Origin of the sequence: Bradyrhizobium sp. 63_E2_N1_3, from assembly GCF_052076005.1 — a bacterium.
Classification (GTDB): Bacteria; Pseudomonadota; Alphaproteobacteria; order Rhizobiales; family Xanthobacteraceae; genus Bradyrhizobium; species Bradyrhizobium barranii.
On record NZ_CP197235.1, the window covers coordinates 1,828,519 to 1,854,878 of the forward strand.

At 65.1% G+C, this 26,360-nt stretch carries 22 protein-coding genes and 1 pseudogene; 13 read left to right on the forward strand and 10 right to left on the reverse strand.

Features of this window, described 5'->3' with window-relative positions:
* Positions 1–1,341 (reverse strand): ABC transporter substrate-binding protein, encoded by a 1,341-nt coding sequence (locus AB7531_RS08570; protein WP_063981357.1) that lies wholly within the window; start codon positions 1,339–1,341, stop codon positions 1–3.
* A 77-nt stretch (positions 1,342–1,418) separates the two neighbouring features.
* On the opposite strand from AB7531_RS08570, the gene AB7531_RS08575 reads away from it, so the two are divergent.
* Both AB7531_RS08575 and AB7531_RS08580 read left to right on the forward strand, forming a co-directional pair.
* The gene (locus tag AB7531_RS08575; RefSeq protein ID WP_063981358.1) at positions 1,419–2,474 is read left to right on the forward strand and encodes a LacI family DNA-binding transcriptional regulator; all 1,056 of its coding nucleotides are present in this window, start codon (positions 1,419–1,421) and stop codon (positions 2,472–2,474) included.
* Between the two features lie 36 nt (positions 2,475–2,510).
* On the forward strand, positions 2,511–4,661 hold the full coding sequence (locus AB7531_RS08580; protein ID WP_063981359.1) for an ADP-ribosylglycohydrolase family protein: 2,151 nt from the start codon (positions 2,511–2,513) through the stop codon (positions 4,659–4,661).
* A gap of 6 nt (positions 4,662–4,667) precedes the next feature.
* Here the strand turns inward: AB7531_RS08580 and AB7531_RS08585 are convergent, their stop codons facing one another.
* The 3 genes from AB7531_RS08585 to AB7531_RS08595 are packed head-to-tail and all read right to left on the reverse strand — an operon-like array spanning position 4,668 to position 8,437.
* Positions 4,668–5,462: an IclR family transcriptional regulator gene (locus AB7531_RS08585; protein WP_063981360.1), complete on the reverse strand. Its 795-nt coding sequence runs from the start codon at positions 5,460–5,462 to the stop codon at positions 4,668–4,670.
* Between the two features lie 19 nt (positions 5,463–5,481).
* Positions 5,482–7,215 carry an FAD-dependent oxidoreductase gene (locus AB7531_RS08590; protein ID WP_063981361.1) on the reverse strand — a complete coding sequence of 578 codons (1,734 nt, stop codon included), beginning with the start codon at positions 7,213–7,215 and terminating at the stop codon, positions 5,482–5,484.
* Between the two features lie 7 nt (positions 7,216–7,222).
* Positions 7,223–8,437 carry an ABC transporter substrate-binding protein gene (locus AB7531_RS08595; protein WP_063981362.1) on the reverse strand — a complete coding sequence of 405 codons (1,215 nt, stop codon included), beginning with the start codon at positions 8,435–8,437 and terminating at the stop codon, positions 7,223–7,225.
* Positions 8,438–8,808: 371 nt separating this feature from the next.
* On the opposite strand from AB7531_RS08595, the gene AB7531_RS08600 reads away from it, so the two are divergent.
* The gene (locus AB7531_RS08600; protein ID WP_063981363.1) at positions 8,809–10,110 is read left to right on the forward strand and encodes an MFS transporter; all 1,302 of its coding nucleotides are present in this window, start codon (positions 8,809–8,811) and stop codon (positions 10,108–10,110) included.
* A gap of 6 nt (positions 10,111–10,116) precedes the next feature.
* On the opposite strand, the gene AB7531_RS08605 is transcribed toward AB7531_RS08600, so the two are convergent.
* Together AB7531_RS08605 and AB7531_RS08610 are read right to left on the reverse strand one after the other, a co-directional pair.
* Entirely contained in the window at positions 10,117–11,655 is a 1,539-nt protein-coding gene (locus AB7531_RS08605) for a hypothetical protein (protein WP_063981364.1), read from the reverse strand.
* Complete coding sequence (locus AB7531_RS08610; protein WP_063981365.1) at positions 11,652–12,620, reverse strand: LysR family transcriptional regulator; 969 nt, start codon at positions 12,618–12,620, stop codon at positions 11,652–11,654. Before AB7531_RS08610 ends, AB7531_RS08605 begins: the two co-directional genes overlap by 4 nt.
* A gap of 136 nt (positions 12,621–12,756) precedes the next feature.
* On the opposite strand from AB7531_RS08610, the gene AB7531_RS08615 reads away from it, so the two are divergent.
* From AB7531_RS08615 to AB7531_RS08660, 10 genes are all read left to right on the forward strand, one after another.
* Positions 12,757–14,085, forward strand: a complete 1,329-nt coding sequence (locus tag AB7531_RS08615; RefSeq protein ID WP_063981366.1) for a cation:dicarboxylate symporter family transporter — start codon at positions 12,757–12,759, stop codon at positions 14,083–14,085.
* 18 nt (positions 14,086–14,103) lie between these two features.
* The gene (locus AB7531_RS08620; RefSeq protein ID WP_063981367.1) at positions 14,104–15,138 is read left to right on the forward strand and encodes a PdxA family dehydrogenase; all 1,035 of its coding nucleotides are present in this window, start codon (positions 14,104–14,106) and stop codon (positions 15,136–15,138) included.
* Positions 15,128–16,582 (forward strand): MmgE/PrpD family protein, encoded by a 1,455-nt coding sequence (locus AB7531_RS08625; protein WP_441279930.1) that lies wholly within the window; start codon positions 15,128–15,130, stop codon positions 16,580–16,582. Before AB7531_RS08620 ends, AB7531_RS08625 begins: the two co-directional genes overlap by 11 nt.
* A 17-nt stretch (positions 16,583–16,599) precedes the next feature.
* Entirely contained in the window at positions 16,600–18,036 is a 1,437-nt protein-coding gene (locus AB7531_RS08630) for an MmgE/PrpD family protein (protein WP_063981369.1), read from the forward strand.
* A 40-nt stretch (positions 18,037–18,076) separates the two neighbouring features.
* The gene (locus tag AB7531_RS08635) at positions 18,077–19,048 is read left to right on the forward strand and encodes a Bug family tripartite tricarboxylate transporter substrate binding protein (protein WP_063981370.1); all 972 of its coding nucleotides are present in this window, start codon (positions 18,077–18,079) and stop codon (positions 19,046–19,048) included.
* A 17-nt stretch (positions 19,049–19,065) separates the two neighbouring features.
* On the forward strand, positions 19,066–19,854 hold the full coding sequence (locus tag AB7531_RS08640) for an SDR family NAD(P)-dependent oxidoreductase (protein ID WP_063981371.1): 789 nt from the start codon (positions 19,066–19,068) through the stop codon (positions 19,852–19,854).
* Positions 19,854–20,672 carry an alpha/beta fold hydrolase gene (locus AB7531_RS08645; protein ID WP_063981372.1) on the forward strand — a complete coding sequence of 273 codons (819 nt, stop codon included), beginning with the start codon at positions 19,854–19,856 and terminating at the stop codon, positions 20,670–20,672. The genes AB7531_RS08640 and AB7531_RS08645 overlap by 1 nt, the downstream gene beginning before the upstream one ends.
* A gap of 88 nt (positions 20,673–20,760) precedes the next feature.
* Positions 20,761–21,552, forward strand: a complete 792-nt coding sequence (locus AB7531_RS08650; RefSeq protein ID WP_063981373.1) for a fumarylacetoacetate hydrolase family protein — start codon at positions 20,761–20,763, stop codon at positions 21,550–21,552.
* Between the two features lie 38 nt (positions 21,553–21,590).
* Entirely contained in the window at positions 21,591–22,373 is a 783-nt protein-coding gene (locus AB7531_RS08655) for a transporter substrate-binding domain-containing protein (protein WP_441279931.1), read from the forward strand.
* A 152-nt stretch (positions 22,374–22,525) separates the two neighbouring features.
* Complete coding sequence (locus tag AB7531_RS08660; RefSeq protein WP_084794986.1) at positions 22,526–22,942, forward strand: hypothetical protein; 417 nt, start codon at positions 22,526–22,528, stop codon at positions 22,940–22,942.
* A 10-nt stretch (positions 22,943–22,952) separates the two neighbouring features.
* Here the strand turns inward: AB7531_RS08660 and AB7531_RS08665 are convergent, their stop codons facing one another.
* From AB7531_RS08665 to AB7531_RS08680, 4 genes and pseudogenes are all read right to left on the reverse strand, one after another.
* Positions 22,953–23,696 carry an IclR family transcriptional regulator gene (locus tag AB7531_RS08665; RefSeq protein WP_063981375.1) on the reverse strand — a complete coding sequence of 248 codons (744 nt, stop codon included), beginning with the start codon at positions 23,694–23,696 and terminating at the stop codon, positions 22,953–22,955.
* Positions 23,697–23,713: 17 nt separating this feature from the next.
* The gene (locus AB7531_RS08670) at positions 23,714–24,565 is read right to left on the reverse strand and encodes an HpcH/HpaI aldolase/citrate lyase family protein (protein WP_063986125.1); all 852 of its coding nucleotides are present in this window, start codon (positions 24,563–24,565) and stop codon (positions 23,714–23,716) included.
* Positions 24,565–25,032: pseudogene (locus AB7531_RS08675) on the reverse strand (MaoC family dehydratase); the annotation flags it as partial. The gene AB7531_RS08670 and the pseudogene AB7531_RS08675, both read right to left, overlap by 1 nt.
* Before the next feature lie 30 nt (positions 25,033–25,062).
* Positions 25,063–26,265 carry a CaiB/BaiF CoA transferase family protein gene (locus AB7531_RS08680; RefSeq protein WP_063981376.1) on the reverse strand — a complete coding sequence of 401 codons (1,203 nt, stop codon included), beginning with the start codon at positions 26,263–26,265 and terminating at the stop codon, positions 25,063–25,065.
* Positions 26,266–26,360 lie beyond the last annotated feature (95 nt).

The window sequence follows — 26,360 nt, forward strand, 5'->3', positions numbered from 1 at the left end:
TCAGGCCGTCCGCGGCGGCAGCGGCGGCACCTTGCCTTCCTTTGCTTCCTGGCTGAAGAGCGTCTGCATCCGCGTGAGGTAAGCGTCCGGCGTGATCTTGTTGAGCCAGACCTGCTCGATGCCTTCGATCAGATAGGAGTTGGTGGCGCCGGGCCAGAACGTCCAGGTGGTGAAGCCGTACTGCCCCTTGCTGAACGCTTCGTGCAGATTCGCGATCGTCTTCTCGAATAGGGGATAGCCGATGCCCTGGAGCATGTCCGGCGGCAGGTCCTTGACCGGGAGTGCCCATTTGCCGGGCCAGTCGCGGTTCATGGTCTCGTAGAACTTGCGCGTCAGCATGAACTCGAACACCGCGGCTGCGCCTTCCGCATTCTGCGAGTTCTTGGCGATCGACAGCGTCGCGCCGCAGGCGAGATGGACCAGTGATCCCGTGAAGGCCGAGCCGAGGGTCGGCGTCGGCATGACGTCCATCACGGTATCGGGCTTCGACATGCCGTAGGATTTGGTGCCGAACGACCAGGTGCCGCTGAACGCCATCGCCGCCTTGGCGTTGACGACCTGGAGGAAGCTCTGCTCGATGGTCAGCGAGAAATAGTTCTTGCCGAAATAGCCCTTGTTGTACCACGCCTTTGACAGTTCGACCGCCTCGACGAACGGCGGCGCGGTCCAGGGCAGTTCGCCGGCAAGTGCCTTGCGCACGTTGTCGGGGCCAGCGACGTTGTTGAAGAACACCGTCATCAGCCACTCGTTCACGCCCTTCCAGTCGGCATTGCCGGCGCCGAAGGGGATGATGCCTTTGGCGAGCGCTGCGTCTGCGATCGCTTCCATCTCCTGCCGGTTGGTCGGCTGCTTCCAGCCGTTCTGCTTGAACAGCTCTTTGTTATAGAACAGGTGCATCGACTCGTAGTCGCGCGGCAGCGCGTAGAGCTTGCCGCCGTAGACGCTGGTGTTGAGCAGCGGCGCCAGGAAGCGATCCTTCCACTTGTACTTCTCGGCGAAATCGTCGAGCGGCAGCACCTGGCCGGCATTCGCGATCGCGGTGAGATAGGCGGGACCCGCTGTCTGCACGATGTCCGGGCCGTTACCGGCGACGAGTGCGACCTTCAGGAGGTTGTTTACGGCGGCGCCCTTCACCTCGAGCTGGAGCAGATATTTGTCCTGCGAGGCGTTGAACGCCTCGACCAAATCGTTGCGCAGCGCGGCCTGGCCGTCCGAATTCGCCTGGCCGAACCAGAACGTCACGACCTTGCGCCCGTCCTCGGCGCGAACGTCGCGCGGCAAGCTAACGGCAAGCGCGGCAGCGGGGATGGCGGCAACAAGCTGGCGTCGGGTCATGGTCATGGCGATGAACCTCGGTTTCCTCAGGTCATTGGCGGTGATTGTTGATTTTCCCTTAGTAATACGTATAACTAAGCCAAATGGCGACGTCAACAACGAGGACGAAGCGGGGGAAGGGGCGCGACAAGCAGGCGCCAGCCCGCCCCACGCAGAAGGATATCGCGCTCGCGGCCGGTGTTTCGCAGGCCGCGGTGTCGCTTGTCCTGAATAAGACGGAGACGCCGTCCGTTCCGCCTGCGACGCGCACGCGCATTCTTCAGGTCGCACAGGAGCTGGGTTACCAGCCGAACCATCCGGCGCGGATGCTGCGCAGCGCGCGGACCATGACGTTTGCCTGTGTCATTCCAGATATCACCAATCCGTTCTATCCAGGCCTCGTCCGGGGATTGCAGACGGTCGCGGCGCCGGCTGGCTATGACGTCCTGATCTTCGACACCGACGGGCGGCCGGAAGGCGAGGCCCGCGCCATCGACTGGCTCCTCCAGGGACGGGCCGATGGCGTCGTCGCAACGTTCTTTCATCTGCGGGCGCCCCAGCTCGCCGTGCTCGCGCGTAAGGGCATCCCGCTGGTGCGGCTGGAGAGCCAGCACAAGCCGGACGGACCGCTCGCGATCGACAGCGTCTATATCGACAATGCCGAAGCGGCCGCGGAAATGACGCGGCTTCTGATCGCGCGCGGGCACCGGCGCATCGCGATGATCCAGGCCGAGTTCGGCCCGAGCCAGCGGCGCGCGCAGGGTTACGGCGCGGTGATGCGGGAAGCGGGACTTGCGCCTGATTTCATTACCGACAGCGCCTATTCCGAGGAATCCGGCGCGCGTGCGATGAAGCGGCTGCTCGAAAGAAAGGGCGATCGCCCGACCGCCGTGTTCGGCGCGAGCGACGTGCTGGCGCTCGGTGCGATGGAGGCGGCGCGTGCTTCCGGGCTCTCGATCCCCAGCGACATTGCAATCGCTGGCTTCGACGATATCCCGGTCGCAAAGCTGCTCGGGCTCACCACGGTGCGGCAACCGGAGTTCGACCTCGGCGCGCTTGCGGCGGAGACGCTGGTCAAGCGGTTGCAACCGGGCGGGCTCGCGGCGCCGGGCCGGAGCCATGAATTGAAATTCGAGATCATGAAGCGCTCGTCGGTCTGACCCGCGAGCCAAGAAATTGGATATGGGAGTGAACTCGTGACAGCTATTCCTCATGACTACGTGGAGCGGGTCTATGCCGGCGTGCTTGGCAAGCTCATCGGTGTCTACCTCGGCCGGCCCTTCGAGGGCTGGACCTATGAGCGCATCATGAAGGAGCTCGGGCCGATCAACTACTATGTCAACGAGCGTCGTGACGTCGCGTTGCGATCCCATCATCTCGTCGTTACCGACGACGACGTCTCCGGCACTTTTGCGTTTCCCCGCGCGCTTGCCGACAATGGCTATCCGAAGCGTCTCACCTCGAAGCAGATCGGGCAAGCCTGGCTGAACTACATCGTCGAGGAGCGCGCCATCCTATGGTGGGGTGGCATCGGCAATTCCACCGAGCACACCGCCTATCTGCGGCTGAAGTCCGGTATCCCGGCGCCGCAGAGCGGCTCGATCGCGCTGAACGGCACGACCGTAGCCGAGCAGATCGGTGCGCAAATCTTCATCGACGGCTGGGCGATGGTGAGCCCGGGTAATCCCGAGCAGGCCGCTTATCTGGCCGAGCAGGCCGGGCGCGTGAGCCATGATGGTGAATCCGTGCATGCCGCAAAACTGCTCGCGGCGATGGAGGCGCTGGCCTTCGTCGAGCACGACGTGCAGAAGCTGATCGATGTCGGGCTCGGCTTCGTGCCGAAGGACGCGCTGATCCGGCGCGTCGTCAACGACGTCCGGGAATGGCACGCCGGCGACAACGGCGACGACTGGGAACGGACCCGTGCGCTGATCGCCGAACGTTACGGCTACGACAAATTCCTCGGCAATTGCCATGTCGTGCCCAACCACGCGCTGATCATTCTGGCGACGCTCTACGGCGGGAACAGCTTTCAGGAGGCGATGCGCATCGCCAACACGGCCGGCTGGGATACCGATTGCAATGCCGGCAATGTCGGCTGCCTGTTCGGCATCCGCACCGGACTTGCCGGCCTCGACGCCGGGCCGGACTTCCGCACCCCCATCGCCGACCGCATGTACATCTCGACGGCCGATGGTGGCGCTGCGATCTCCGACGCCGTGATCGAGACGCAGTCGCTGGTCGCGGCCGGGCTTGCGCTCGCCGGTGCGCCGGCGCTGGCGGTCGCCAAGGACGGCGCGCGCTTCAACTTCAACTTTCCGGGCAGCCTGCAGGGCTTCCACGTGAAGGGCGGCTCGCCCGCACGGCTCCACGAGGTCGAGCTCAGCAATGTCGCCGGCCACAGCCGCACTGGGGAGCGGAGTCTGGCGATCGACTTCCGCCGTCTGGCGCCCGGACGCGTGGCACGCGTTGCGAGCCCCACCTTCTTCGACAAGGAGGTGTTTACGATGCCGACCTACCAGCTTGTGGCCTGTCCGACGCTGTATTCGGGGCAACGGGTGGAGTGCCGGATTGAATCGGAAGCGGATAGCGGCACCGTGGCGGTGCGACTGTTTTCCAGCATCTATGACGAGCACGATGAGCTGATCCAGATCTACGGCGATGCGCATGAGCTGACCGGCGGCTGTCACGCCGTGCTGAGCTGGGAGGTGCCGGAGACCCATGCCTATCCGATCTTCGAGATCGGGGTGGAGATCGAAACGCGCGATCCGCTCGGCGTCGATGGCACGCTCTATCTCGACTATCTGACCTGGGGTGGCGCGCCTGACACCGTGCTGAAGCGGCCGGACAACAATCTGAGCACGATGTGGAAGCACGCCTGGGTCAACAATGTCAGCCAGTTCCAGACCCGCTGGGAGGGCCTGCGCGTTACCAATGGCGACGGGCTCGGCTTCATCGCGCAAGGTACGCGCGACTGGAAGGATTATCGCGTAACGTCCGAGATCATGCCGCTGCTGGCGAACGCCTGGGGCCTCGCGGCGCGGGTGCAGGGACGCGAGCGCTATTACGCGCTGATGTTCGACCGTGCCGAGGGCGGCCGCGTCCGTTTGGTCAAGCGCGTGCATGACGAACTTGTGCTCGCCAGCGAACGCTTCGACTGGCAGCTCGACCGGAGATATCGGATTGAGCTGCGCGTGGCCGGAACCGACATCGAAGCCCATGTCGATGGTAAAAAACTCTTCAGCGTTCAGGACACGGGCGATCTCCCATTGACCAGCGGCGCCGTCGCGCTCGTCGTCGACAGCGGATCGATCTCCGCGGAGGAGGTGCGCGTGTCGCCGGCCTAACAGGCCTCACTCCGCCGCGATGGTCATCCCGTAGCCGAGCCGCTTCGAGATCCCGCCGGCGCAGTCGCGCAGGGCATGGGCGATCGGGCTGTCCCAGCGCGCATCAAACGTGCCTTCCGGCCCCATCGCGGTGATCACCAGCGCGACATGGCCGGAATGGTCGAACACCGGCGCCGAGAATGCGTTGACGCCGGGAAGGGGATCGCCGAGCGCGCGGGCGAGTCCGTGTTTTCGGACCTCCGTGAGCATCTCGGCGACCTTCGCGCCCTTCACGGCGCGCTTCGGATTGTACCCGACGCCGTGGCGGTCGAGGCCGCTTTCGAGCGCAGCGTTGATCGTCTTCTCCGGCAGGAAGGCAGCGAACGCCCGGCCTGTAGCCGTTTCCAATAGCGCCATCACCGAGCCGGCGCGCATCACGATGTGAACGGGCTGACCGGGCTCCTCCAGCTGCACCACGGTCGGACCGTGCGTGCCCCAGACCGCCAGCGAGACCGCATGTCCGATCTGACTTGCGAGCGCTGCGATCTTCGGACGCGCGATCCGCACGCCGGAGAGCCGGCGCAGGCTGATCAGGCCGAGCTCCAGCGCCAGCGCGCCGATCTCGTAGCGGCCGGTGGTCTCGTCCTGCTCGATCAGCCCGATGCGGGAGAAGCTGGCGAGATAGGGATGCGCCTTGGCCGGCGTCATGCCGGCCTCGCGCGCGAGATCGCGCAGCATCATCGGTTCGCCGCATCTCGCGAGCGCACGAAGCAATTCTCCGCCGACCTCGATCGACTGGATGCCGCGGCTTTCTCTCTTCATGCGTCTCCTGGCGCGTGGCTTACGCCGCGTTGCGCTTGGCGGCGCTGTCGGCGAGATGACGGCCGGCAATGTAGCCGAAGGTCAGCGCCGGCCCAAGCGTGATGCCGGCGCCCGGATAGTTGCCGCCCATGATGCTCGCCATGTCGTTGCCGGCGGCATAGAGTCCGGGAATCACCCGTCCCTCGGCATCGAGCGCCCGCGCGTTCTCGTCGGTGACGATGCCGGCATAGGTGCCGAGATCGCCGACCACCATCTTGATGGCGTAGAACGGGCCATTCTCGATCGGCGCGATGCAGGGATTGGGGCCGTGCATGGCGTCGCCCTGGTAGCGGTTATAGGCTTTTGAACCTTTGCCGAAGGCGGCGTCGTGCCCTTGCGGCGCAGTCGCGTTGAACTGCCTGACCGTCTCGGTGAACGCCGTCGCATCGATGCCGGCCTTTGCCGCGAGCGCCTCCAGCGTGTCGCCGCGCATGAGATAGCCGGTATCGAGGTGATGACCGAGCGGCATCGGGAACGGCGGCACGCAGCCGAGGCCGTATTTGCGCAGCGTCGGGTGATCGCAGACGAGATATGCGGCGATCTCCTCGCCGGGCTTGGCGGCCTTGATCATGGCCTGGACGAAGTCGTGATAGGAATTGCCCTCATTGGCAAAGCGCTTGCCGTCCCGCATCACCGCGATCACGCCGGGTTTGGCGCGGTCGATGAAATGCGGCATCACGCCGCTCGAACCATCCTTGCGTTTGGTCACCGACACCGGCACCCAGGCCGCCGCGTTCGGCAGACGATCCTCGACGTGACCGCCGGCGCTTTCTGCAAGGCGCAGGCCGTCGCCGGTGTTGCCGGTGGGGCCCGGCGAATAGTGCTCGTTGCCGGTCGGCGCATGCGGAAACATTTTTTTGCGCCGGGCGACGTCATGGGGGAAGCCGCCGCAAGCGAGAACGACGCCTTGGCGCGCGCGAATGCGGATCTCGCGTCCTTCGCGAGTCACAATGGCACCCGTGACCGCGCCGTTCTCGACCGTCAGCTCGCGCACCGGCGAGGACAGCCACATCGGAATCTTCAGATCCTGTGCGGATTTCGCGAGGCGACCGGCCAGCGCGTTGCCGTTGGTCAAGGTCATGCCGCGGCCATAGCGCAGCACGTCCATCAGGTGCCGTGACAGGCGCTTGGCGACGTATACCGCCGAGGTCAGCGACTTCGTCACCCGCATGAAATGGATGATCTCCTTGCCGGAGCCGAGCATCATGCCGAACACGGTCAGCTCGGGAAGCGGCATACCCAGCGTCTTGATCTGGTTACCGAGCTCGCGGCCGTCGAACGGGCGCGTCACCATGGAGCGGCCGCCCTGCGCGCCGCCCGGCGCTTCGGCGTGATAGTCGGGAAACACCAGCGGCATGTCGAAGCGCAGCGCGGTCTTGGTGGTGAAGAAATCGACCGCCTCCGGACCCGCACTCAGGAATGCATCGACCCGCGCGGCATCGAAGTTGTTGCCGGCCTCATGGCGCAAGTACGTGCGGGCCTGCTCCGGCGCCTCCTCGATGCCGTAGGCCTTCGCCAGCGACGTACCGGGGATCCAGAGCCAGCCGCCGGAGCGGGCGGTGGTGCCGCCGAAGCGCGGCTCCTTCTCGACGATCAGCACGTCGAGGCCGCGATAACCCGCGGTGATCGCGGCCGACATGCCGGAGGCCCCCGATCCGGCCACGAGCACATCGCACTCGTAAGTCTCAATTGCGTTGCGCTCGTTGCCGGTCATGCGGGCCTCATTTCTTCAGCAGCGGACATTTGGATTCGGAGACCGGGCGGAAGGCGTCCTCGCCCTTCACGGTCTTGACGATCTCCAGATAGTCCCACGGCTCCTTGGACTGCTCGGGCGATTTCACCTTGGCGAGATACATGTCGCGGATCACGCGGCCGTCCTCGCGCAATTTGCCGCCATGGACGAAGGTATCCTCGATCGGCAGCTCGCGCATCTTGGCCATCACCTTGGCGGGATCGTCGGTGCCGGCGGCCTTGATGCCCTTCAGATAATGCAGCACCGAACCGTAGACGCCGGTCTGGATCATGGTCGGCATCACCTTGGTGCGCTCGTAGAATTTCTTCGACCAGGCGCGGGTCGCCTCGTCCATGTTCCAGTAGGACGCCGTTGTCATGTAGGTGCCCTGCGCGGCCTTCAGGCCGACCGCATGCACGTCGGTGTCGAACATCAGGAGACCGACCAGCTTCTGGCCGCCCTGCACCAGGCCGAACTCGCCGGACTGCTTGATGGCGTTGTCGGTGTCCTGGCCGGCATTGGCGAACGCCACCACGTCGGCCTTCGAACTCTGCGCCTGGAGCGCAAAGGAGGAGAAGTCGGCTGTGTTGGTCGGATGCTTCACGCCGCCCAGCACCTTGCCGCCCATCTCGTTGATGAACCGCGTGGCGTCCTTTTCGAGCTGCTGGCCGAAGGCATAGTCCGCGGTGATGAAGTACCAGGACTTGCCGCCTTCCTTGATCACGGCGGAGGCCGTCACCTTGGACAGCGCGTAGGTATCGTAGGTGAAGTGCACGGTGTTCGGGCTGCACAGCTCGTCGGTCAGTGAGCTCGCCCCGGGGCCGGAGAGCAGCGCGATCTTGTTGCGTTCGCGCACCATGTTGTGCACGGCGATCGCGATGCCGGAGTTGGGGATGTCGACGACGGCGTCGACCTTGCCGTTGTCGAACCAGCCGCGCACGATCTGCACACCGACATCGGTCTTCATCTGGTGGTCGGCGCTGATGATCTCGATCGGCTTGCCGAGCACGGTCGGCCCGAACTCCTCGACCGCCATCTTGGCCGCCTCGACCGACCCCGGCCCGCTGTTGTCACGGCCCCAGCTCGACAGATCCGTCAGCACGCCGATCCGCACCGCGTCGTCGGAGACTTGCGCGCGCGCCGCCGTGGTCACGGCAGCCGAAGTCATGGCCGCGAGCAAGGTGCAGGCCAAAAGCCCTCTCATCGTCGATCCCTCTCTTATTGGCCGCTTGGCGCGGCTGGTTATTGTGGGGGGTAAATTAGATATTGGCGAATGAGTTTGTCAATGGCGAATAATGGGGGCGATGAGTTCCATGGTCGCCCGGGAGACATTGCCGGAGGCGTGCGCGCAACTGCCGCCACACCCGTCATTGCGAGCGCAGCGAAGCAATCCAGACTTTCTCCGCGGAGGCAGCCTGGATTGCTTCGTCGCAAGAGCTCCTCGCAATGACGGAGTGCGGGAGCAGCGACGCGCAAAAATCTCGCATCGTAATCTCGCACAGAGATCACACCTCCGCAGGTTGCAACCGCCATCGCGATTGGCCATGATGCCGTCAGGAATCTTTGGGGCAGGGCATGACGGCAGCAACGGGGGTCTCCGCGGCCGCGGAGAGATCGACGACGGCGCATGTGGTGTGGGCAAGCGCGCTCGGCACCGCGATCGAGTGGTACGATTTCCTGATCTACGGCACGGCAGCTGCGCTGGTCTTCAACAAGCTGTTCTTTCCGAGCTTCGATCCCTTCGTCGGAACGCTGGTGGCGTTCTCGACCTATGCGGTCGGCTTCGTGGCGCGTCCGATCGGCGGCGCGATCATCGGGCATTACGGCGACCGGCTCGGCCGCAAGACCATGCTGGTCGCGACCATGATCGCGATGGGGCTCGGCACCTTCCTGATCGGCTGCCTGCCGACTTACAGCCAGATCGGCGTCTGGGCGCCGATCCTGCTCATCATCCTGCGCTTCGTCCAGGGCATTGGGCTCGGGGGCGAATGGAGCGGCGCGGTCGTGATGGTGATCGAGCACGCCGGTGATCGGCGCGGCTTCTACGGCAGTCTGGTGCAGATCGGCTTTCCGGTCGGCGTCGCCGCTTCGACCGGTATCTTCGCCCTGATGACGCAACTGCCCGAGGCCGACTTTTTGAGTTGGGGCTGGCGCGTGCCGTTCCTGATCAGCATCCTGCTCGTCGGCGTCGGCTTCATCGTGCGGCTCAAGCTCGCGGAAACGCCGCATTTCAAGGAAGTCGTCGAGCGCAAGGAAGTGCTGGCGCAGCCGGTGCTGGAGGTGCTGCGCCGCGACTGGCGCAGTTTTCTGCTCGCGATCGGCATCACGGTGTCGGAGGTCGGGCTCGCCTATCTCCTCACCGTCTTCACCGTGGTCTACGCGACGACGAAACTCGGCCTGCCTCGCCAGGTGATCCTGAACGCGGTGGTCTATGCCGCGCTCGTCGAGTTCGCGACGCTGCCGCTCGCCGGCTGGCTCTCCGATATCTTCGGCCGCAGGGCGCTGTATCTCGCCGGCGGGGTGTTCTCGGTGGCGCTGGCGTTTCCGCTGTTCTGGTTCCTCGACACCAGGGAGCCGGCGCTGATCACGTTCGCGCTCGTCGTCACGATGACGCTGACGCACGCGCTGCTGTTCGGGCCGAAGGCGGCGTTCATGCCGGAACTGTTCCGCACCCAGGTGCGCTACAGCGGCGCATCGCTCGGCGCCAACGTCGCGGCCGCGCTCAGCGGCGGCTTCTCGCCGCTGATTGCGACCGCGCTCCTCGCATGGGCCGGCGCCTACTGGCCGGTGTCGGTCTACATCATCGCGCTGTCGGTCATCACGATCATCGCGACGCTGATGGCGCCGGAGACGGCGCGCGACGCGCTGAAGTCGTAGGCGCGGTCACCGGCAGGCGGGGTTTGCTGCGTCCGGAAACGCCAGGAAGGTGACGGTCGCCGGCACCAGCCGGATCGCTCCCGCAGGTGTTGCGCGCGGCTCAAGTCGGGGCAGTTCGTCGTCGGCACTCAGCGCGAGCGTCTTGCCGTTCAGCTGAACTGTCGCGTCTTGCAGCCGCCTCGCATGTATCGTGTAACGCTCGGCGGGGTGTGACAGCGTCAGGGTCGATGATGCATGCCGCGATGCGTTGATTGCGAGCACGGACACGGCGCCCCGCATGCCCGGATGGCAATGCGCGTAGAGATGGAGATCTGGCGCGGCGACCGGGTTCGCGTCGAGCACGATCGTTCCCATCAGCCGATGCCAGAGCAGCGCAGCCCAGTAGTTCGGCCGCGGACGAAACGTTCCCTCGTCGAGCAGGCCGTAGTCGCTGGCAGCCAGCGTGTTGTGCATCACCACCTGGACGCCGGCCCTTGCGAGGCGTCCGTGCTGGTCGAGATAGCGAAAGGTGTCGAGAAACGTCTTGTCCGATGGATTGCCGCCGCAGGCGGCGTTTGCCGTCTCCGTCAGCCAGATCGGCTTGCCCGGCTCGAATGCGTCGCGCAGGGCGCGGTAGGTCGCGAACGTCGCGTCGGTGCGTGCCAGCCAGTCCGAGGAGAGCGTCTGCGCCGGATCGTCGCGGCCGCCGCAGCGCGGCGAGAGCGTGTTGTAGTGATGATAGGAGAAGCGATCGATGCCGGGGGCGGATGCGGCGAGCAGATCGCGCGTGGTGATGCCCGACCCGGATGGCGACGGCGCGTCGCCGGTTGAACCCGGACCGACGATCAGCGTCTCGGGCGCCGCGCGTTGCATCCATTCGCGAAAGATCCTGAAGTCCCGGCCATAGGCGGCCGCATCATATCCCGGCGGCGCGCCGTTCGTCGCCGCAAGCGTCGGCTCGTTCATGAATTCCACCGCGGCGATGTGGCCACCCAGCGAACGCGTCGTGTCGATCAGGCGCTGCGCCTGATCGGTCTTCCACGCGCCATCCGCATCGCGGCTGCCCGGACTGATCGCGAAGGACGTGACGATCTCCGCGTCGACTGCGCGCGCAAAGTCGATGACGTCGCGCCATCGGTTGCGGCTGAGCACGTCATTGAATCCCGGCGGGGGCTTGGCCGGCGCATGGTTCGTGTCGGCAAAGAACGTCGCATTGGCCCAGGTGCCGCTCACGCGCAGATAGGCCGGCGCCAAAGCGGCGGCGAGCTTGCGCAGCCGCGCATTGGCAAGATTGATCGGCGGCCTCTCGCCGTAACGATCCCGCTCATCGAGCGTGCGCATTGTTTGCGGATAAGGTTTCCAGAACCGGCCGCCGGTCACCTCCACCATTTCGATATTGTAGGATTGAAAGCGCGCATCGATCGTCCCGATCGCCTTCAGCTCGGCGGGTGCGATGGAGGCGCCGCCGGCGTGCGCCGCGTCTAACGTTGTGGCAGCGAGCAGGCTCATCAGCAGCATCTGCGGCCGAAGCAGCCCGAAGGCCGACTTGATCCGCGACACGGTCATCTGGTCCGCGGCGCAGCGGCGATGGATTTCCCTCCCGGCCGGCCCTTGCGCACCGAATTCCAGAAATTCTCGGCCGCCCGGGTCATGCGGGCCCGCGTGCGGAACAGCGAGACGCTGATCGGAATGTCCCAATCCGCACCGCCGGCGCGCAACAGGCGGCCGCTGTCGAGATCGGCGCGGACGAGGCTCATCGGAGCCCACGTCACGCCGCGCCCTTCGCGCGCCATGTCGACCAGCAGCATGACCGGCGCGGCGAAGCCGGGCGCTAACCACGCCGTCGAATCCTTCGCGGCCAGGAACGAGGTGACGAGCCGCCCCACGCCCGAGCCGGGGTGATAGGCGAGATAGGGCAGCGGCGCGCCCGATGCGCCGGGCAGCGCGTAACGAGGCTGTGCCTTTTTGCTGCTGCGTCCACCGCGGCCCGGTTTTGCAGCCGGCGCGCTGATCGGGATCAGCACGTCGGTCGCGAGATCGACGCGCTGGAAGCGGTCCATGTCGAGCCGGCTCACCAGCGTCGGATGGTAGTGCGCCAGCATGAAATGCGCCTGCGCGTCCAGAAGTAGCTTCTCGCAGCCGGCGAAATTCGAAGCGACGAGCTGCACGGCCGAGTCGGCCCGCGCGCTGTCGGAGTTGCGAATCCATTCCGGAAAGAAGGTCTGCGACAGTGAATGCGTGGCGGCAAAGGTGATGGTCTCGGCCTTCAGCCGCGCCACTTCGAGCGCTTCCTCGCGTCCGACCAGGACCCGGCGCAGCACGTCCTCCGCGACGGGGCGAAAACTCTCGCCGGCCGGCGTCAGCGTGATCGTGTGGGTCGAACGTTCGAACAGCGGCGTGCCCAGCCACTCCTCGAGCGACCTGATGCGGCGGCTCAGCGCCGGCTGGGTCACATGCCGTCGCTGGGCGGCGCGCGAGAACCCGCCTTCCTCAGCGATGGCAAGGAAATCCTCCAGCCAGACCAGGTCCATGATGCGGTTTTGTCCTCAAATCATACCGATACGGCATTAGCGCCTGACACGCCGCTGGTCCAATGTAAACGGCATCGCAAGACAAGAACAAAGCGCCACCTTCGCATGGCGCGACGATGCCGTTGGAGGAAGCAAATTGCAGATCGCCGCAACGCCGCTGTCTGAGCCCATATCGACTGAGCCGATGTCGCGCCCGGTTTCCGAACGCCGCCGCAAGCCGCTCTGGCGCGAGCAATATGTCCTCGTCGTCGCCGGCGCCGCGCTCGGCGCACTGTTCGGATTCCTGCTTCCGACCGTCGCCGTCGAATTCAAGCCGCTCGGCGATGCCTTCATCTCGCTGATCAAGATGACGATCGCGCCGCTGATCTTCCTGGTGGTGGTCACCGGCATCGCGCAGGTCGGCGACATGAAGGCGGTGGGCCGCATCGGCCTCAAGGCCTTTGCCTATTTCGAGGCGGTGACGACCGTCTGCCTGTTGATCAGTTTTGTGGTGGTGCGCTGGGTGCAGCCCGGCGCGGGCGTGGCGCATGCCACGGCGCAGCAGGCGGAGACCGTCGCGCGCTATTCGCAGGCCCATGTCGGGTCGTTGTCAGCCTACATCCAGCACATGATCCCGGAGAGTTTTGTCGGCGCGTTCGCGGCCGGCGACGTGCTCCAGGTTCTCGTGCTCGCGCTTCTGTGCGGTATCGGCTTGCTGCTGCTCGGCGAAAAGGCAGCGCCGCTGCGGACGGGCCTTGAGCGGATCACCGAACTCGTCTTCAGCGTCGTGCATGTCGTGGTGGCCTTGGCGCCGATCGGCGCCTTTGGTGCCATGGCTTTCACCGTGGCGAAGTTCGGCGCCGCCACGCTCTATGCGCTGGCGCTATTGGTCGGCACCGCCTGGGCGATGATGGCGTTCTTCATCTTCGTCATTCTCAACGTGATCTGCCGTCTCGCCGGTATCCGCCTGATGGACCTGTTGCGCCTCTTGCGCAACGAGCTGCTCGTCGTGCTCGGCACCTCCTCGTCGGAGACTGCCATCCCCGGCATGATGGAGAAGCTGCCGAGGGCGGGTGTGGGGCGGGCAGTCGCTGGCCTCGTCATTCCCTCCGGCTATTCCTTCAATCTCGATGGTGTCGCGCTGACGCTGCCGCTCTCCACGATGTTCGTCGCCCAGGTCTACGGCATCGAATTGTCGGCCGGCCAGCAATTGAGCCTGTTCGTGGTGATGCTGTTCACCAGCAAAGGCGCCGCGGGCGTTACCGGCGGCGCTTTCGCCGCACTCGCCGCGACGGTGATCGCCGCGGGGTTGCCGGCGGAGGGACTGGCGCTGCTGCTCGGCATCGACCGCTTCATGTCGCTGGCGCGCGCCATCACCAACACCATCGGCAATGCCGTCGCCGCCGTCGTGGTCGCGAAATGGGATGGGGAATTCAACCGCGAGGACTGGGCTCAGTCCGCCGCTCAAATCCAAGAAGTGAAGTAAGGACTCAAGGTTTCTATCATGGCTACCAGCACCAAAGAACTGCCCGTCATCGCGCTCACCCCCGGCGATTGCACTGGCATCGGCCCCGAACAGGTCGCGCGCATTCTGTCCGATGACCGGCTCGCGGATGCGGCCCGTCTCGTCGTCGTCGGCGATGCCCGCGTGCTCGAGATGGGCATGGCGCATGCCGGCGTGAAGCTGAAGGTCGAGCGGATTGCCTCGCCCAAGGCGGCCAACTGGGGCCGCGGCGCCGTGCAGCTCGTCGACCTCGGCAACACCGATCCCGGCAAATTCCCGATCGGCAAGGCCAGCGCGGAATCGGGCCGGCTGACCGGCGAGACGCTGTCGCGTGCGATCGATTTCGCCAAGGCGGGCGAGGTCGACGCGATCACGTTTGCGCCGCTCAACAAGCGCGCGATGTTCGACGGCGGATGGAAGTTCCCCGACGAGCACAAGATGTTCGCAAGCCTGCTCGGGCATAAGACCTATTTCTCCGAGATGAACGTGCTCGACGGGCAATGGATGTCGCGCGTGACCGGGCATCAGTCGCTGCGCGAGGCGCTCGACGGCATCAATCCGGCGAGCATCACCGACTCGATCGAACTGGTCGACCGCATGATGCGCAAGGCCGGCGTCGCCAAGCCGCGCATCGCGGTCGCCGCCCTCAATCCGCATGCCGGCGAGAATGGCCTGTTCGGCCGCGACGAGATCGAGATGATCCGCCCGACGGTCGAGGCCGCCGCGAAGACCGGCATCGCCTGCACCGGGCCTTATCCCGCCGACACCGTCTATATCCGCGCCTTCGCCGGCGAATTCGACAGCGTAGTCGCGATGTATCACGACCAGGGCCAGATCGCGACCAAGCTGCGCGGCTTCAACCGCGGCGTCACCGTCACCGCGGGTCTCGAGACCGTCTTCACCACGCCATCGCATGGCACCGCGTTCGACATCGTCGGCACGGGCGTCGCCAAGACCGGCGCGCTCGAAAGCGCGGTCCGCCTTGCAGCGCAACTGGTATCGATCAAGGTCAAGGAGGCTGCCCATGCAAACTGATCGCAGGACCCTGCTCCAGGCGGCGGCCGCGCTGCCGCTTGCAACCGTCGGCGCCAACGCGGCATTCGCGCAGGCACCCACCGCAGCTCCCGCAGCAGCGCCACCCAAGGAGGTGACGCGTGCGCTGGCGCATTATCTCGTGACCGCGAGTTATGACGACCTGCCGGCCAATGTACGCAAGGAAGGCGTGCGCACGCTGCTGAACTGGGTCGGCGTCGCCATTGGCGGATCGCATCACGAGACGGTCGATATCGCGGTCTCCGCGCTCGGTCCGTTCTCCGGGCCGCAGCAGGCCTCGCTGTTCGGGCGGCGCGAGCGGTTCGACATCATGAACGCGGCCTTCATCAACGGTGTGTCGAGCCATATCTTCGACTATGACGACACCCACCTGAAGACGATCATCCATCCTGCCGGTCCCGTGGCCTCGGCCATTCTCGCGCTGTCGGAAATGCAGCCGGTATCGGGCAAGGAATTCCTGAACGCGCTGGTGCTCGGCGTCGAGACCGAGTGCCGGATCGGCAACTCGGTCTATCCGAACCACTACGATGTCGGCTGGCACTTCACCGGCACCGCCGGTGTGTTCGGCTCGGCCGCGGCCGTCGGCAAGCTGTTGAAGCTGAACGAGCAGCAGATGACATGGGCGCTCGGCCTTGCCGCCTCGCAGCCGGTGGGCCTGCGCGAGTCCTTCGGCTCGATGAACAAGAGCTTCAATCCAGGCCGTGCCGCATCAAGCGGCATTTTTGCGGCGATCCTGGCCTCGAAGAATTTTACCTCGTCCGACGCCATGATCGAGGCCAAGCGCGGGTGGGCCAACACGATCAGCACCAAGCAGGACTACAACGAGATCCTGGGCGACCTCGGCAAACGCTATGAGGCCGCGCTCAATACCTACAAGCCATTCGCCTGCGGCATCGTCATGCACCCGGCGATCGACGCCGCGATCCAGCTCCGCAACGAGAGCAAGGTGACTGCGGACCAGATCGAGCGCGTCGACCTCAAGGTCCATCCGCTGGTGCTGGAGCTCACCGGCAAGAAGACGCCGAAGGCGGGCCTCGAAGGCAAGTTCAGCATCTATCACGCGGTCGCGGTCGCCATCGTCGAGGGCGCCGGCGGCGAGAAGCAGTTCAGCGACCGGGCCGTGACCGATCCGACCGTCGTCGCGCTGCGCGGCAAGGTGAACCCGGTCATAACATCAGGCATCAAGCCGGAGCAGGTCGATCTCACCATCATGCTGAAGGACGGCCGCAAGCTCAACCGCTACATCGAGCATGCGATCGGCAGCGTCGAGGTGCCGATGACCGACAAGCAGCTCGAAACCAAGTTCTCGGACCTTGCCGAGGGTATCATCCCTGGTGCGACGATCCGGCGCGTGATGGACGCCTGCTGGAATGTCGAGAACTTGCCGAACGCGGCGGAGATCGCAAGGATGTCGGTCGCAACCTGACCGCGGAGGAGAACAGCATGCCGTCACGCCGCCGTTTCCTGCAGTCCGCCGGTTCGGTTGCCGCCTTGGCCGCGACCGGCGGTCGTGCGGCTCTCGCGGCGAGCCCAGGTGTCACCGAGCGTCTCGCCCGCTACATGGTCGCCGCGCGCGACCAGGAGCTGCCGGAGCAGGTGCTGCTCGAATGCAAGCATCGCATTCTCGATACGCTCGGTGCGATGGTGTCGGGCTCACGCATGCGGCCGGGCGAGATGGCATTGAAATATATTCGCACGCTCGGCGGTGATGAGCAGGCATCCGTGATCGGTTCCGATTTCCGCACCACGGCGGTCAACGCGGCATTGGCCAACGCGATGTGTGCGCATGCCGACGAGACCGACGATTTCGAGCCCGTCACCAAGGCGCATCCTGGGTGTTCGGTCGTGCCGGCTGCACTCGCGATTGGCGAGCGCGAGCATCGCAGCGGACAGGATTTCATTCGCGCCGTTACGCTCGGCTACGACCTGACCTGCCGGCTGCTGATGGCGCTGGGCCCGGATCTCGTGCGCGGCTCGCATCGGAGCGCGGAGGGAACGTCGTCGACATTTGGCGCGCTCGGCGCCGCCGCATCGCTGGCTCAGCTCGACGAGAAGGGGACGCGCTACGCGATCTCCTATTCGTCGCAGCAGGTGTCCGGCCTCTGGAGCTGGGTCAAGGACAAGGACCATATCGAGAAGGCCTTCGACTTCGCCGGCATGGGCGCACGCAACGGCGTGATGGCCGTCGACATGGTGAAGAATGGCTTAACAGGCGTCGACGACGTGCTCGACGGCACGCATAATCTCTTCATTGCACTGTCGAGCGATCCGAAGCCGGAAGAGATGGTGAAAGAGCTTGGCAGTCGCTTCTACGTCACGGAGACCGCAATCAAGACATTTTCGGTCGGCTATCCCATCCAGTCGCCGCTGGATGCGATGTTGACGCTGCGCAAGCAGCACAGCCTCGCGCCAGACAACGTGCGTAGCATCCTGGTCAAGCTGCCGACCGATGCGATGGGAATTGTGGGCGAGAGCGCGATGCCAGACGTCAACTGCCAGCATCTCGTGGCTGTCGCGCTGGTCAAGGGCGCCGTGTCGTTCAACGACAGTCACGACGTCGCGCTGATGCACGACCCCAAGATCCTCGAACAGCGCGCCAAGGTGACGCTGGCCGACGACAAGGCACTGATGGACCCGGTAGCGCCGCGCGGCGCTGTCGTCGAAGTGACATTGACCGATGGCAAGAAGGTCGAGCACTTCACGAAATATCCGCCGGGCACCAAGGAGAATCCGCTGAGTACGGAAGCCGTGGCGGCCAAGACGCGGGATCTGATTGCACCGGTATTGGGCAGTGACAGGGCCGAGAAGCTGATCGACCAGATTGGTCATCTCGAACGGCTTGACGACGTCGGCAAGTTGAGGCCATTGCTGACGGCGTGATGAATCAATCAACAACAAGACAAACATCAAGGAAGTGCCCATGCGCGGGGTTATGCGACGCACCTTTGTGGCCGCCTGTGCGGCCGTTCTGTTCTCCGGCTTCGCGGTAGCGCAGGATTATCCCTCCCGACCCGTCAAGATCATCGTGCCGTTCCCGGCCGGCGGGTCCAACGACATCATCGCCCGCATCGTCGCGCAGAAGCTGACTGAGCGGAACGGCCAGACCTTCCTCGTTGAGAACCGCGGCGGCGCCGGTGGCAATATCGGTGCCGAGACGGTCGCGAGCGCAGAGCCCGACGGCTACACCTTGCTGCTGACCGCGCCGCCTCCGCTGACGATCAACGGCTCGCTCTACAAGAAGCTGCCGTTCGATCCTGCAAAAGCCTTTGCGCCGGTGGCGCTGATCGCCTCGGTGCCGATCGTGCTGGTTGTCAATCCGTCGGTGCAGGCGAAGAACGTCGGCGAACTGATCGCGCTGGCCAAGGCCAAGCCGGGCTCGCTGAATTTCGGCTCGTCCGGCATCGGCTCGACGAATCATTTGGCGGGCGAATTGCTCAAGAGCATGGCCGGCGTCGACATCGTCCACGTGCCCTATCGTGGCGCGGCGCCGGCGATGAACGACCTGCTCGCGGGCCAGATCCCCTTCATGTTCGACAACATGCCCGCGGTGCTGCCGCAGGTGCAGGGCAAGGCCATCAATGCGATCGCGGTTGCCGGTACCAAGCGTGCGGAAGCACTGCCCGACGTGCCGACCGTGGCCGACACCATTCCCGGCTTCGAGGCTTCGTCCTGGTTCGGACTGGTGGCGCCGGCCAAGACGCCTGCGCCCGCGCTCGCCAAGCTGAGCGGCGAGCTCGAGACCATTCTGAAGATGCCGGATGTCAAGAAGCGGCTCGCTGAACTCGGGGCCGAGCCCGGCACCGTTTTCGGCGACACATTCGGTCAGTTCATGACGGAAGAAACCGCAAAATGGGGCAAGCTCGTCAAGGCCTCCGGCGCCACGGTCGATTAGCGAGTTAGGGTAGCGTCATGGATCTGAACCTGGGCGGCAAGGTTGCCGTCGTGACCGGCGGCAGCGTCGGCATCGGTCGTGCCATTGCCGCCGAACTCGCGCGCGAGCAGGCGCATGTCGTCATCGTCGCGCGCGACGCCGAGCGGCTTGCGGCGGCGGCGCAAGAGATGTCGCGGGACACCGGCCGGCGCGTGATTGCCTGTGCCGGCGACATGACCAAGCCTGACGACATCGCCCGTGCAATGACCACCGCGCGCGAGGCCTTCGGCCGCATCGATATCCTCGTCAACAACGCCGGCGCCTCGCCGATGGGCCGGATCGCGGAGACGCCGGATGCGACCTGGGCCAAGTCGATCGAGCTGAAGCTGCTTGGCTACATGCGCTGTGCGCGCAATGTCCTGCCGGAAATGCGCGACCGCCGCTGGGGCCGCGTCATCAACATCATCGGCCGCAGCGGCCACCAGCCGCGCGCGGCCTATATGGCGGGCGGCGCGGTCAATGCCGCGCTGCTGAACTTCACGCTGGCGCTCGCCGAGGAATGCGCGCCGGACAATGTGCTGGTCACCGGCGTCAATCCCGGACCGGTGCAGACCGACCGCTGGGACAGCCTCATCTCTCAAGGTGCGGCGATCTCGGGCCAGGATCAGGGCGCGACCAATGCTGCGGCGATCGCCTCGGTTCCGCTCGGCCGCGTCGGGCAGCCGCACGAGGTGTCCGGCATCGTCGCGTTCCTCTGTTCAGACCGCGCGTCCTTCATTACTGGTACCTGCATCAATGTCGATGGCGGTGGAACGAGGTGTATCTAATGGCTAGCGAACTGCGGAAGATCGGTGTCAGCGAGGATTGCGAGCTTGCGGTTCGCATCGACGATTATCTGCTGCCATGGGACGTCAAACCGCCGGTCGTGATGCTGCACGGGCTCGCCGAGAGCGGCGAGGCGTTCCGGCGCTGGGTGCCGTATTTCGCCACGCATCATCTGGTGGTGCGGCCTGACCTGCGCGGCTATGGCGATTCGACACCGATGCAGGGCGACTACGTTTACCGCTTCGCAGGCCTTGGCGACGACATCATCCGGATGCTGGACGTGCTGAAGCTCGATCGCGTTTTCCTGGTTGGCGGCAAGATCGGCGGCACGCTGGCGATGCACCTGACCGCAAAACACCCGGATCGCGTGATCGCAGTCGCCGCGGTCGGTGCGCCGGCCTCGCTCACCTCGTTCAACGAGCGGGCGCCGACCTGGCGCAAGCAGATCCGCGAGCAGGGCGTCGAGCCCTGGGTGCGCGAGACCACGGCCGGCCGCCTCGGCTCCTCGCTGCCGCCGCCGGCGCTGGACTGGTGGATCAAGCTGATGTCGAAGACCAAGGCTTCGACGCTGGAGGCATTCCTACAGATGGTGCCGACGGTCGACGTCACCGGCGAACTTCCGTCCATCAAGCGTCCGACGCTGGTGATCACCACGACCGGCTCCGGTCTTGGCGACGTCGCCTCCGTGAAGGCATGGCAGGAAACGATTCTGGGCTCGAAGCTGGAAGTGCTGCCGGGCGATTCCTATCACGTCGCCGCGACTGACCCGGACGTCTGCGCGCAAAAAGTTCGCGCGTTCTTCGATCGCGTCGCGACTTAAGATGCACAGGGCGGGCCATTGGCCCGCCCTGCATTTGGCTCTAAGACTACCGTTCGACAAGAAACGGCAAATATCAGGGAGTGAAGCCATGACAAAAACCACGCGACGCAGCGTGCTCACTGCCGCGGCCGCGATGACAGCGGCAGGCCTTACTGAGGCGGCGCCGGCTGCGGCGCAGGCCGCACCCAAGCCGATCTTCCCGGTGCCGATGGTCGCGATCCCGATCGTCGGCGAGACCCAGGTGTTCCAGGTCCGCCGCATCTACTGCATCGGCCGCAACTATGCCGCGCACGCGATCGAGCGGGGCTCGGATCCGAACCGCGAGCCGCCGTTCTTCTTCCAGAAGCCGACGGATGCTATCCAGAACGTTGCGGTGGGCGAGGTCGCCGACCATCCCTATCCGTCGCTGACCAAGAACTATCATCACGAGGTCGAACTGGTCGCCGCGCTGAAATCGGGAGGCACCAACATTCCGGCCGACAAGGCGCTCGATCACGTCTATGGCTACGCGCTCGGCCTCGACATGACCCGGCGCGATCTCCAGAACGGCATGGCCGCGGAAAAGAAGCCCTGGGAGATCGGCAAGAGCTTTGACCACGCCGCGGTGATCGGGCCGATCCATCCGGCCAGCAAGACCGGCCATTTCGAGAAGGGCGCCATTTCGCTGGCGATCAATGGCACGGTGAAACAGAACTCGGATCTCAGCAAGATGATCTGGAGCGTTGCCGAGCAGATCGCAAAGCTCTCCGAAGCGTTCGAGCTGAAAGCTGGCGACATCATCTATTCCGGCACGCCAGAGAATGTCGGCCCGGTGGTGAAGGGCGACGTGCTGCTGTGCAAGCTCGAGGGCCTGCCTGATATGTCGATCAAGATCGTTTAACCGATCCCTGCAGCCAAGTATCGCGTCGGGAGGTGCTCATGTTGCGGCATGCTGTGATCGCCACGTTGAGTCTGGCCTTTGCGATCACCGTTGCAAAGGCCGAAGGCCCCGTGGACATCGCGCCGACGGGAGCGCTCCGCGTAGCGGTGGCCGTCGGCCCGGCCGCGTCGGCCTTCTGGACCACGCGCGATCCTTCGACCGGAAAGCCGCGCGGCGTCACGGTCGAGCTCGCCAGGGCCGCCGCTGACAAGCTGCACGTTCCGCTCCAGCTCGTCGAATATCAGAGCTCCGACGAGATCGCCGCGGCCGGCAGCAAGGACGTCTGGGATCTCTCCTTCATGCCGGCGGACGTCAAGCGCGAGGCGTTCGTGGACCAGGGGCCTGCTTACGTCGCCTATATGAGCGGCTATCTCGTGCGGGCCGGTTCGGACATCCTGATCGTTGCGGATGTCGATCGCGCCGGCATGCGGGTCGGCTGCATCGAAGGGACATCGACGTCACGTACGGTCGAGAAATCGCTGATGCAGGCGAAGCTGACAAAGTTCGTGAAGCCGGAAGAGGCGGCCGAATTGATCGGCAAGGGGCAGCTCGATGCTCTGGCGATGGGCATGGGAGCTCTGGAAGACCTTTCGCGAAAGCTGCCCGGAACCAAGGTGCTGGACGAAGTTATTCAATCGACCGGCGTGGTCGTGGTCGTTCCCAAGGGCAAGGCCGTGGCGAAGGCCTGGGCGGCGCGCTTCCTGGATGAAGCCAAGGTAGACGGGACCCTGCGTCGTGCGCTCGATGGTAATGGATTTACCAGCGACAAGATCGCGCCGTAGTTGCGCCGAACTGCGTCCGCTGGAACCGCGACTGGCGGCGGGGGTCTTTGAATTGCCGGAGTTCCATCGGCCATTGCCCCGTGTTGGGCAACGAACAAACCTCGTGCGGCCATATTTGAGTAAGAGTGATCTCCCGAGAGGGAGGCGCTCCGATGAAGAAAGTTTTGATCACTGCGGTCGTGCTGCTGGCTGGCGTGCCTGCGAGCGCCGTTGCGCAGGAGCGCGCTGGTGCTGCGGCGATAGGCGCCGTGTCCGGGGCCGTCGTGCTCGGTCCGGTCGGTGCGGTCGCGGGTGCAGTGATTGGCTATACCGCCGGTCCTTCAATCGCGAGGTCATGGGGCGTGAGAGGTTCGCGGTCGGCAAGACACCAGCAGCCGCCACGCCGCGAGGCGTACCGCGCAGCCGCGACCGGCGCTCCGCCGCGCGCGCGTGAGGCGATGAATGCCAACGGCCAGATCAGAGCTGCCAGCAATCCGCCGGCTCAAGCCACGCCCCCGGTGCAGCCAGTTCAAGCTGCCCCGGCTCCGCCGGCGGAGACTTCGACCCCGCCCGTTCAGGGACTCGAATGAGGCTCCGGCTTTAGGCCGCGGTCGTCTTCGGCCGCAGCCGGTCGACGGTCCGTGCGATCAGCGCGGCCACCTCCGGCACTTTTGGACCAATGCGAAATTCCGGCCCTGCGACGACGACCGAGAGCCGGCGGTCACCGATCGGCAGCGGGATCGCCGCGCCGGCGAGGTCGCGGCTGTAATCGGCGAAGCTCTGGCAATAGCCGCGCGCGATCGAATTGCGCAGCTCGATCTCGACCGCCTCGATGCTGATCGGCGTCGAGGGCCCGTATTGCTTGAACTCGATCTTGCGATAGACGGAGTCGCGCTCTTCCTGCGAATATTGCAGCAGCAGGGCGCGGCCGCTGGCGGTGGCGTGGATCGGCACGCGGTGGCCGATGGTCGCGAAATAGCGGATCGCGGCCTGGGATTCGACGACGTCGATGAACACCGCCATCACGCCGGCCGGCGCCACGATCGATGCGGTCTCGCCCGTCTCGGCGGAGAGATCTGCGATCAGCTGATGCGTCCACGGCGGCAGCGGCTCGACCTCGGAGATCATCCGTGCCATCGCCAGCCAGCGCGGCGTCGGATAGAATCCGGCGCGCGGCCGCGGTTCATAGAGGTAGCCCTTCTCGGACAGCGTCGCGAGCAGGTTGAAGGTCGACGAGCGCGGCCAGCCGAAATGATCGGCGATCTCGGCAAGCGTCGCCGGCTTCCTCGTTTGCGCGAAGAATTCCATGATCTCCAGGACGTTTGCGGCTTGGCGAACGATCATGGTGGCGGCGTTCCGATCTAGGTCTGGCCGAGGATCTTCTTCGCGGCGCGAAGATGCGGCTTGTCGATCATCTGGCCGTCGAGCCGCAGCGTGCCGGAGTTCGGATTGCTCGCGAATGCCGCGATCACTTTTTCCGCCCAGGTGCGCTCAGCCTCGGTCGGCTCGAATGCCGCGTTGACGACGTCGACATGTTTCGGATGGATCAGCGCCTTCGCCGAAAAGCCGTCGCGCCGCGCCGCCCGCGTTTCCTGCTCGAGGCCGGCGAGGTTGTCGATGTCGGTATAGACGGTGTCGATCGGCGCGACTTCGGCCGCGGCCGCCGCCATCAGGCAGAGATCGCGCGCGAGCCGATAGGGGCTGTGGAACACGCCGCCCGAGGCTTTCTCGGTGGCGCCGAGCGAGGCCGAGAGATCCTCCGCACCCCACATCAATCCGGCGAGGCGAGGGGAGCAGCCCTTGTAGCTGCCAAGCCCGAAGATCGAGCTGGCCGTCTCCGTCGCGACACAGACGATGCGGGTCGCGCCGACCGTGATGCCGGCCGCGGCTTCCAAGGCTTCGAGCCAGGTTGCAACCTGGCGCACGTCATCGCCGCCTTGCGATTTCGGCAGCACGATGCCGTCGGGCTTGCCGGGCATGACCGCGGCGAGATCGGCGAGCGTCAGGTCGGTGTCGAGCGCGTTGACGCGGACATAGAGCTGATGCGGGCCGGGGCGGCCCTTCAGCATCGCAAGCGTCAGCCCGCGCGCTTCCGGCTTCTTCTCCGTGACGACGGAATCCTCGAGATCGATGATCAGCGCGTCGGCCTTGCCTTCGCTCGCCTTCTCGAATTTGCGCGGGGAATCCCCCGGCACGAATAGCATCGAACGCATCAGACCGGCCTCTTGTGCATCATCGCCATGCGGCGGCATTTGCCGACGATCTCGTCGTTCTGGTTCAAGGCGTGGTGCTCGAACTCGACGATACCCGCTCTCGGGCGCGATTTGGATTCCCTCAACGAAAGCACCTTCGTCGTCGCCCGCAAGGTGTCGCCATGGAAGACCGGTTTTGGGAACGTGACGTCGGTCATGCCGAGATTGGCAACGGTGGTCCCCATGGTCGTATCATAGACCGTCATGCCGATCATGATGCCGAGGGTGTAAAGGCTGTTGAAAATGCGCTGGCCGAACTCGGTCTTTTCAGCGAAATGCGCGTCGATATGCAGCGGCTGCGGGTTGAGCGTCAGCAGGCTGAACATGGTGTTGTCCATCTCCGTGACGGTCCGGGTCAGCGGATGCCTGAACTCCTGGCCCACGGAAAAGTCCTCGAAATAAAGTCCGGCCATCGCGGTTTCCTCCCTGTATCGCTGCGATTCTGGCCAGCGCTGCCGTTAGGGCGGCGCGGCCAGGTGAACTGCTTTTTGCTCTGCGAGCTGCTCGATCTCCTCGGTCGAGAAGCCGGCCTCGCGCAAAATGTCGCGGCCATGCTGGCCGAGCGTCGGTGCGGGGCCGGCGGCTTCCGGCTGGGTCACGCTCCAGGTGGAGGGCACGCGCATCTGGCGAATCCGGCCTTCGACGGGATGATCGACGGTCCTGAAGAAGTCGACGGCTTGGAGATGCGGATCGTCGAGGATCGTTTCCAGGGTGTGCATCGGCATCACCGGAATGTCGGCGCGCTCGAGCAGATCGCGCCATTCTGCGGTGGTGCGTGTGAGGAAGATGTGGCCGATCTCCTCGTAGATCTCGTCGATGTGCTTCGTCCGCGACGCATGGTTGGCGAAGCGCGGCTGATCGAGGAAATGCGGCTGTCCGATCGCCTCGAAGAAGCTGCGCCAGTGCTTGTCGTTGTAGATGAGGACACAGAGATAACCGTCGCTGGTCTTGTAGGGGCGGCGATAGCGCGAGAGCAGGCGGGCATAGCCGCCATGATCGAGCGGCGGATCGTAGGTGAGGCCGCCCAGATGATCGACCAGCACGAACTCCGTCATCGATTCGAACATCGGAACGTCGATGCGCTGGCCTTCGCCGGTGCGGCTCTGATGCATCAGCCCGCCCATGATCGCATTGACCAGCATCAGGCCGACGATGCGGTCGGCGATGGTGACGGGAACGTAGCGCGGCGTGCCGTCGCCGGCCGCCGCAAGCAGCGTCGGAATCGTGGCGGCGCCCTGGATGAGATCGTCATAGGCGGGCTTTGCGGCATAGGGGCCGGACTGGCCGTAGCCGAACGCGCCGACATAGACGAGAGCGGGATTGATCGCGGCTAGCGTCTCGTAGTCGAGGCCGAGCCGGGCCATCGCCTGCGGGCGCACATTGTAGACGAGCGCGTTGGCCTGCTTCGCCAGCCGCAGCAAGGTGTCGCGGCCTTCCGTCTTCTTCAGGTCGAGCACGATGCTGCGCTTGCCGCGATTGGCATTGAGGAACATCCCGCCCATGCCGGGCGTGCGGCCGGGACCGATCTGGCGAACGATGTCGCCCTCGGGGCTTTCGACCTTGATCACGTCGGCGCCCATGTCCGCCAGCACCTGGGTGCCGTAGGGGCCCATCAGCACCGAGGTCAGGTCGAGAATGGTGAAGCCGGCGAGCGGTCCCATGAGGCCTCGTTGGATAAATTCATATAGGTGGAGTTAAAGTTCATAAAGTAGCCGTGTCAATTCGACGGCTCCGGTCTACGACGCATAGCTCCATG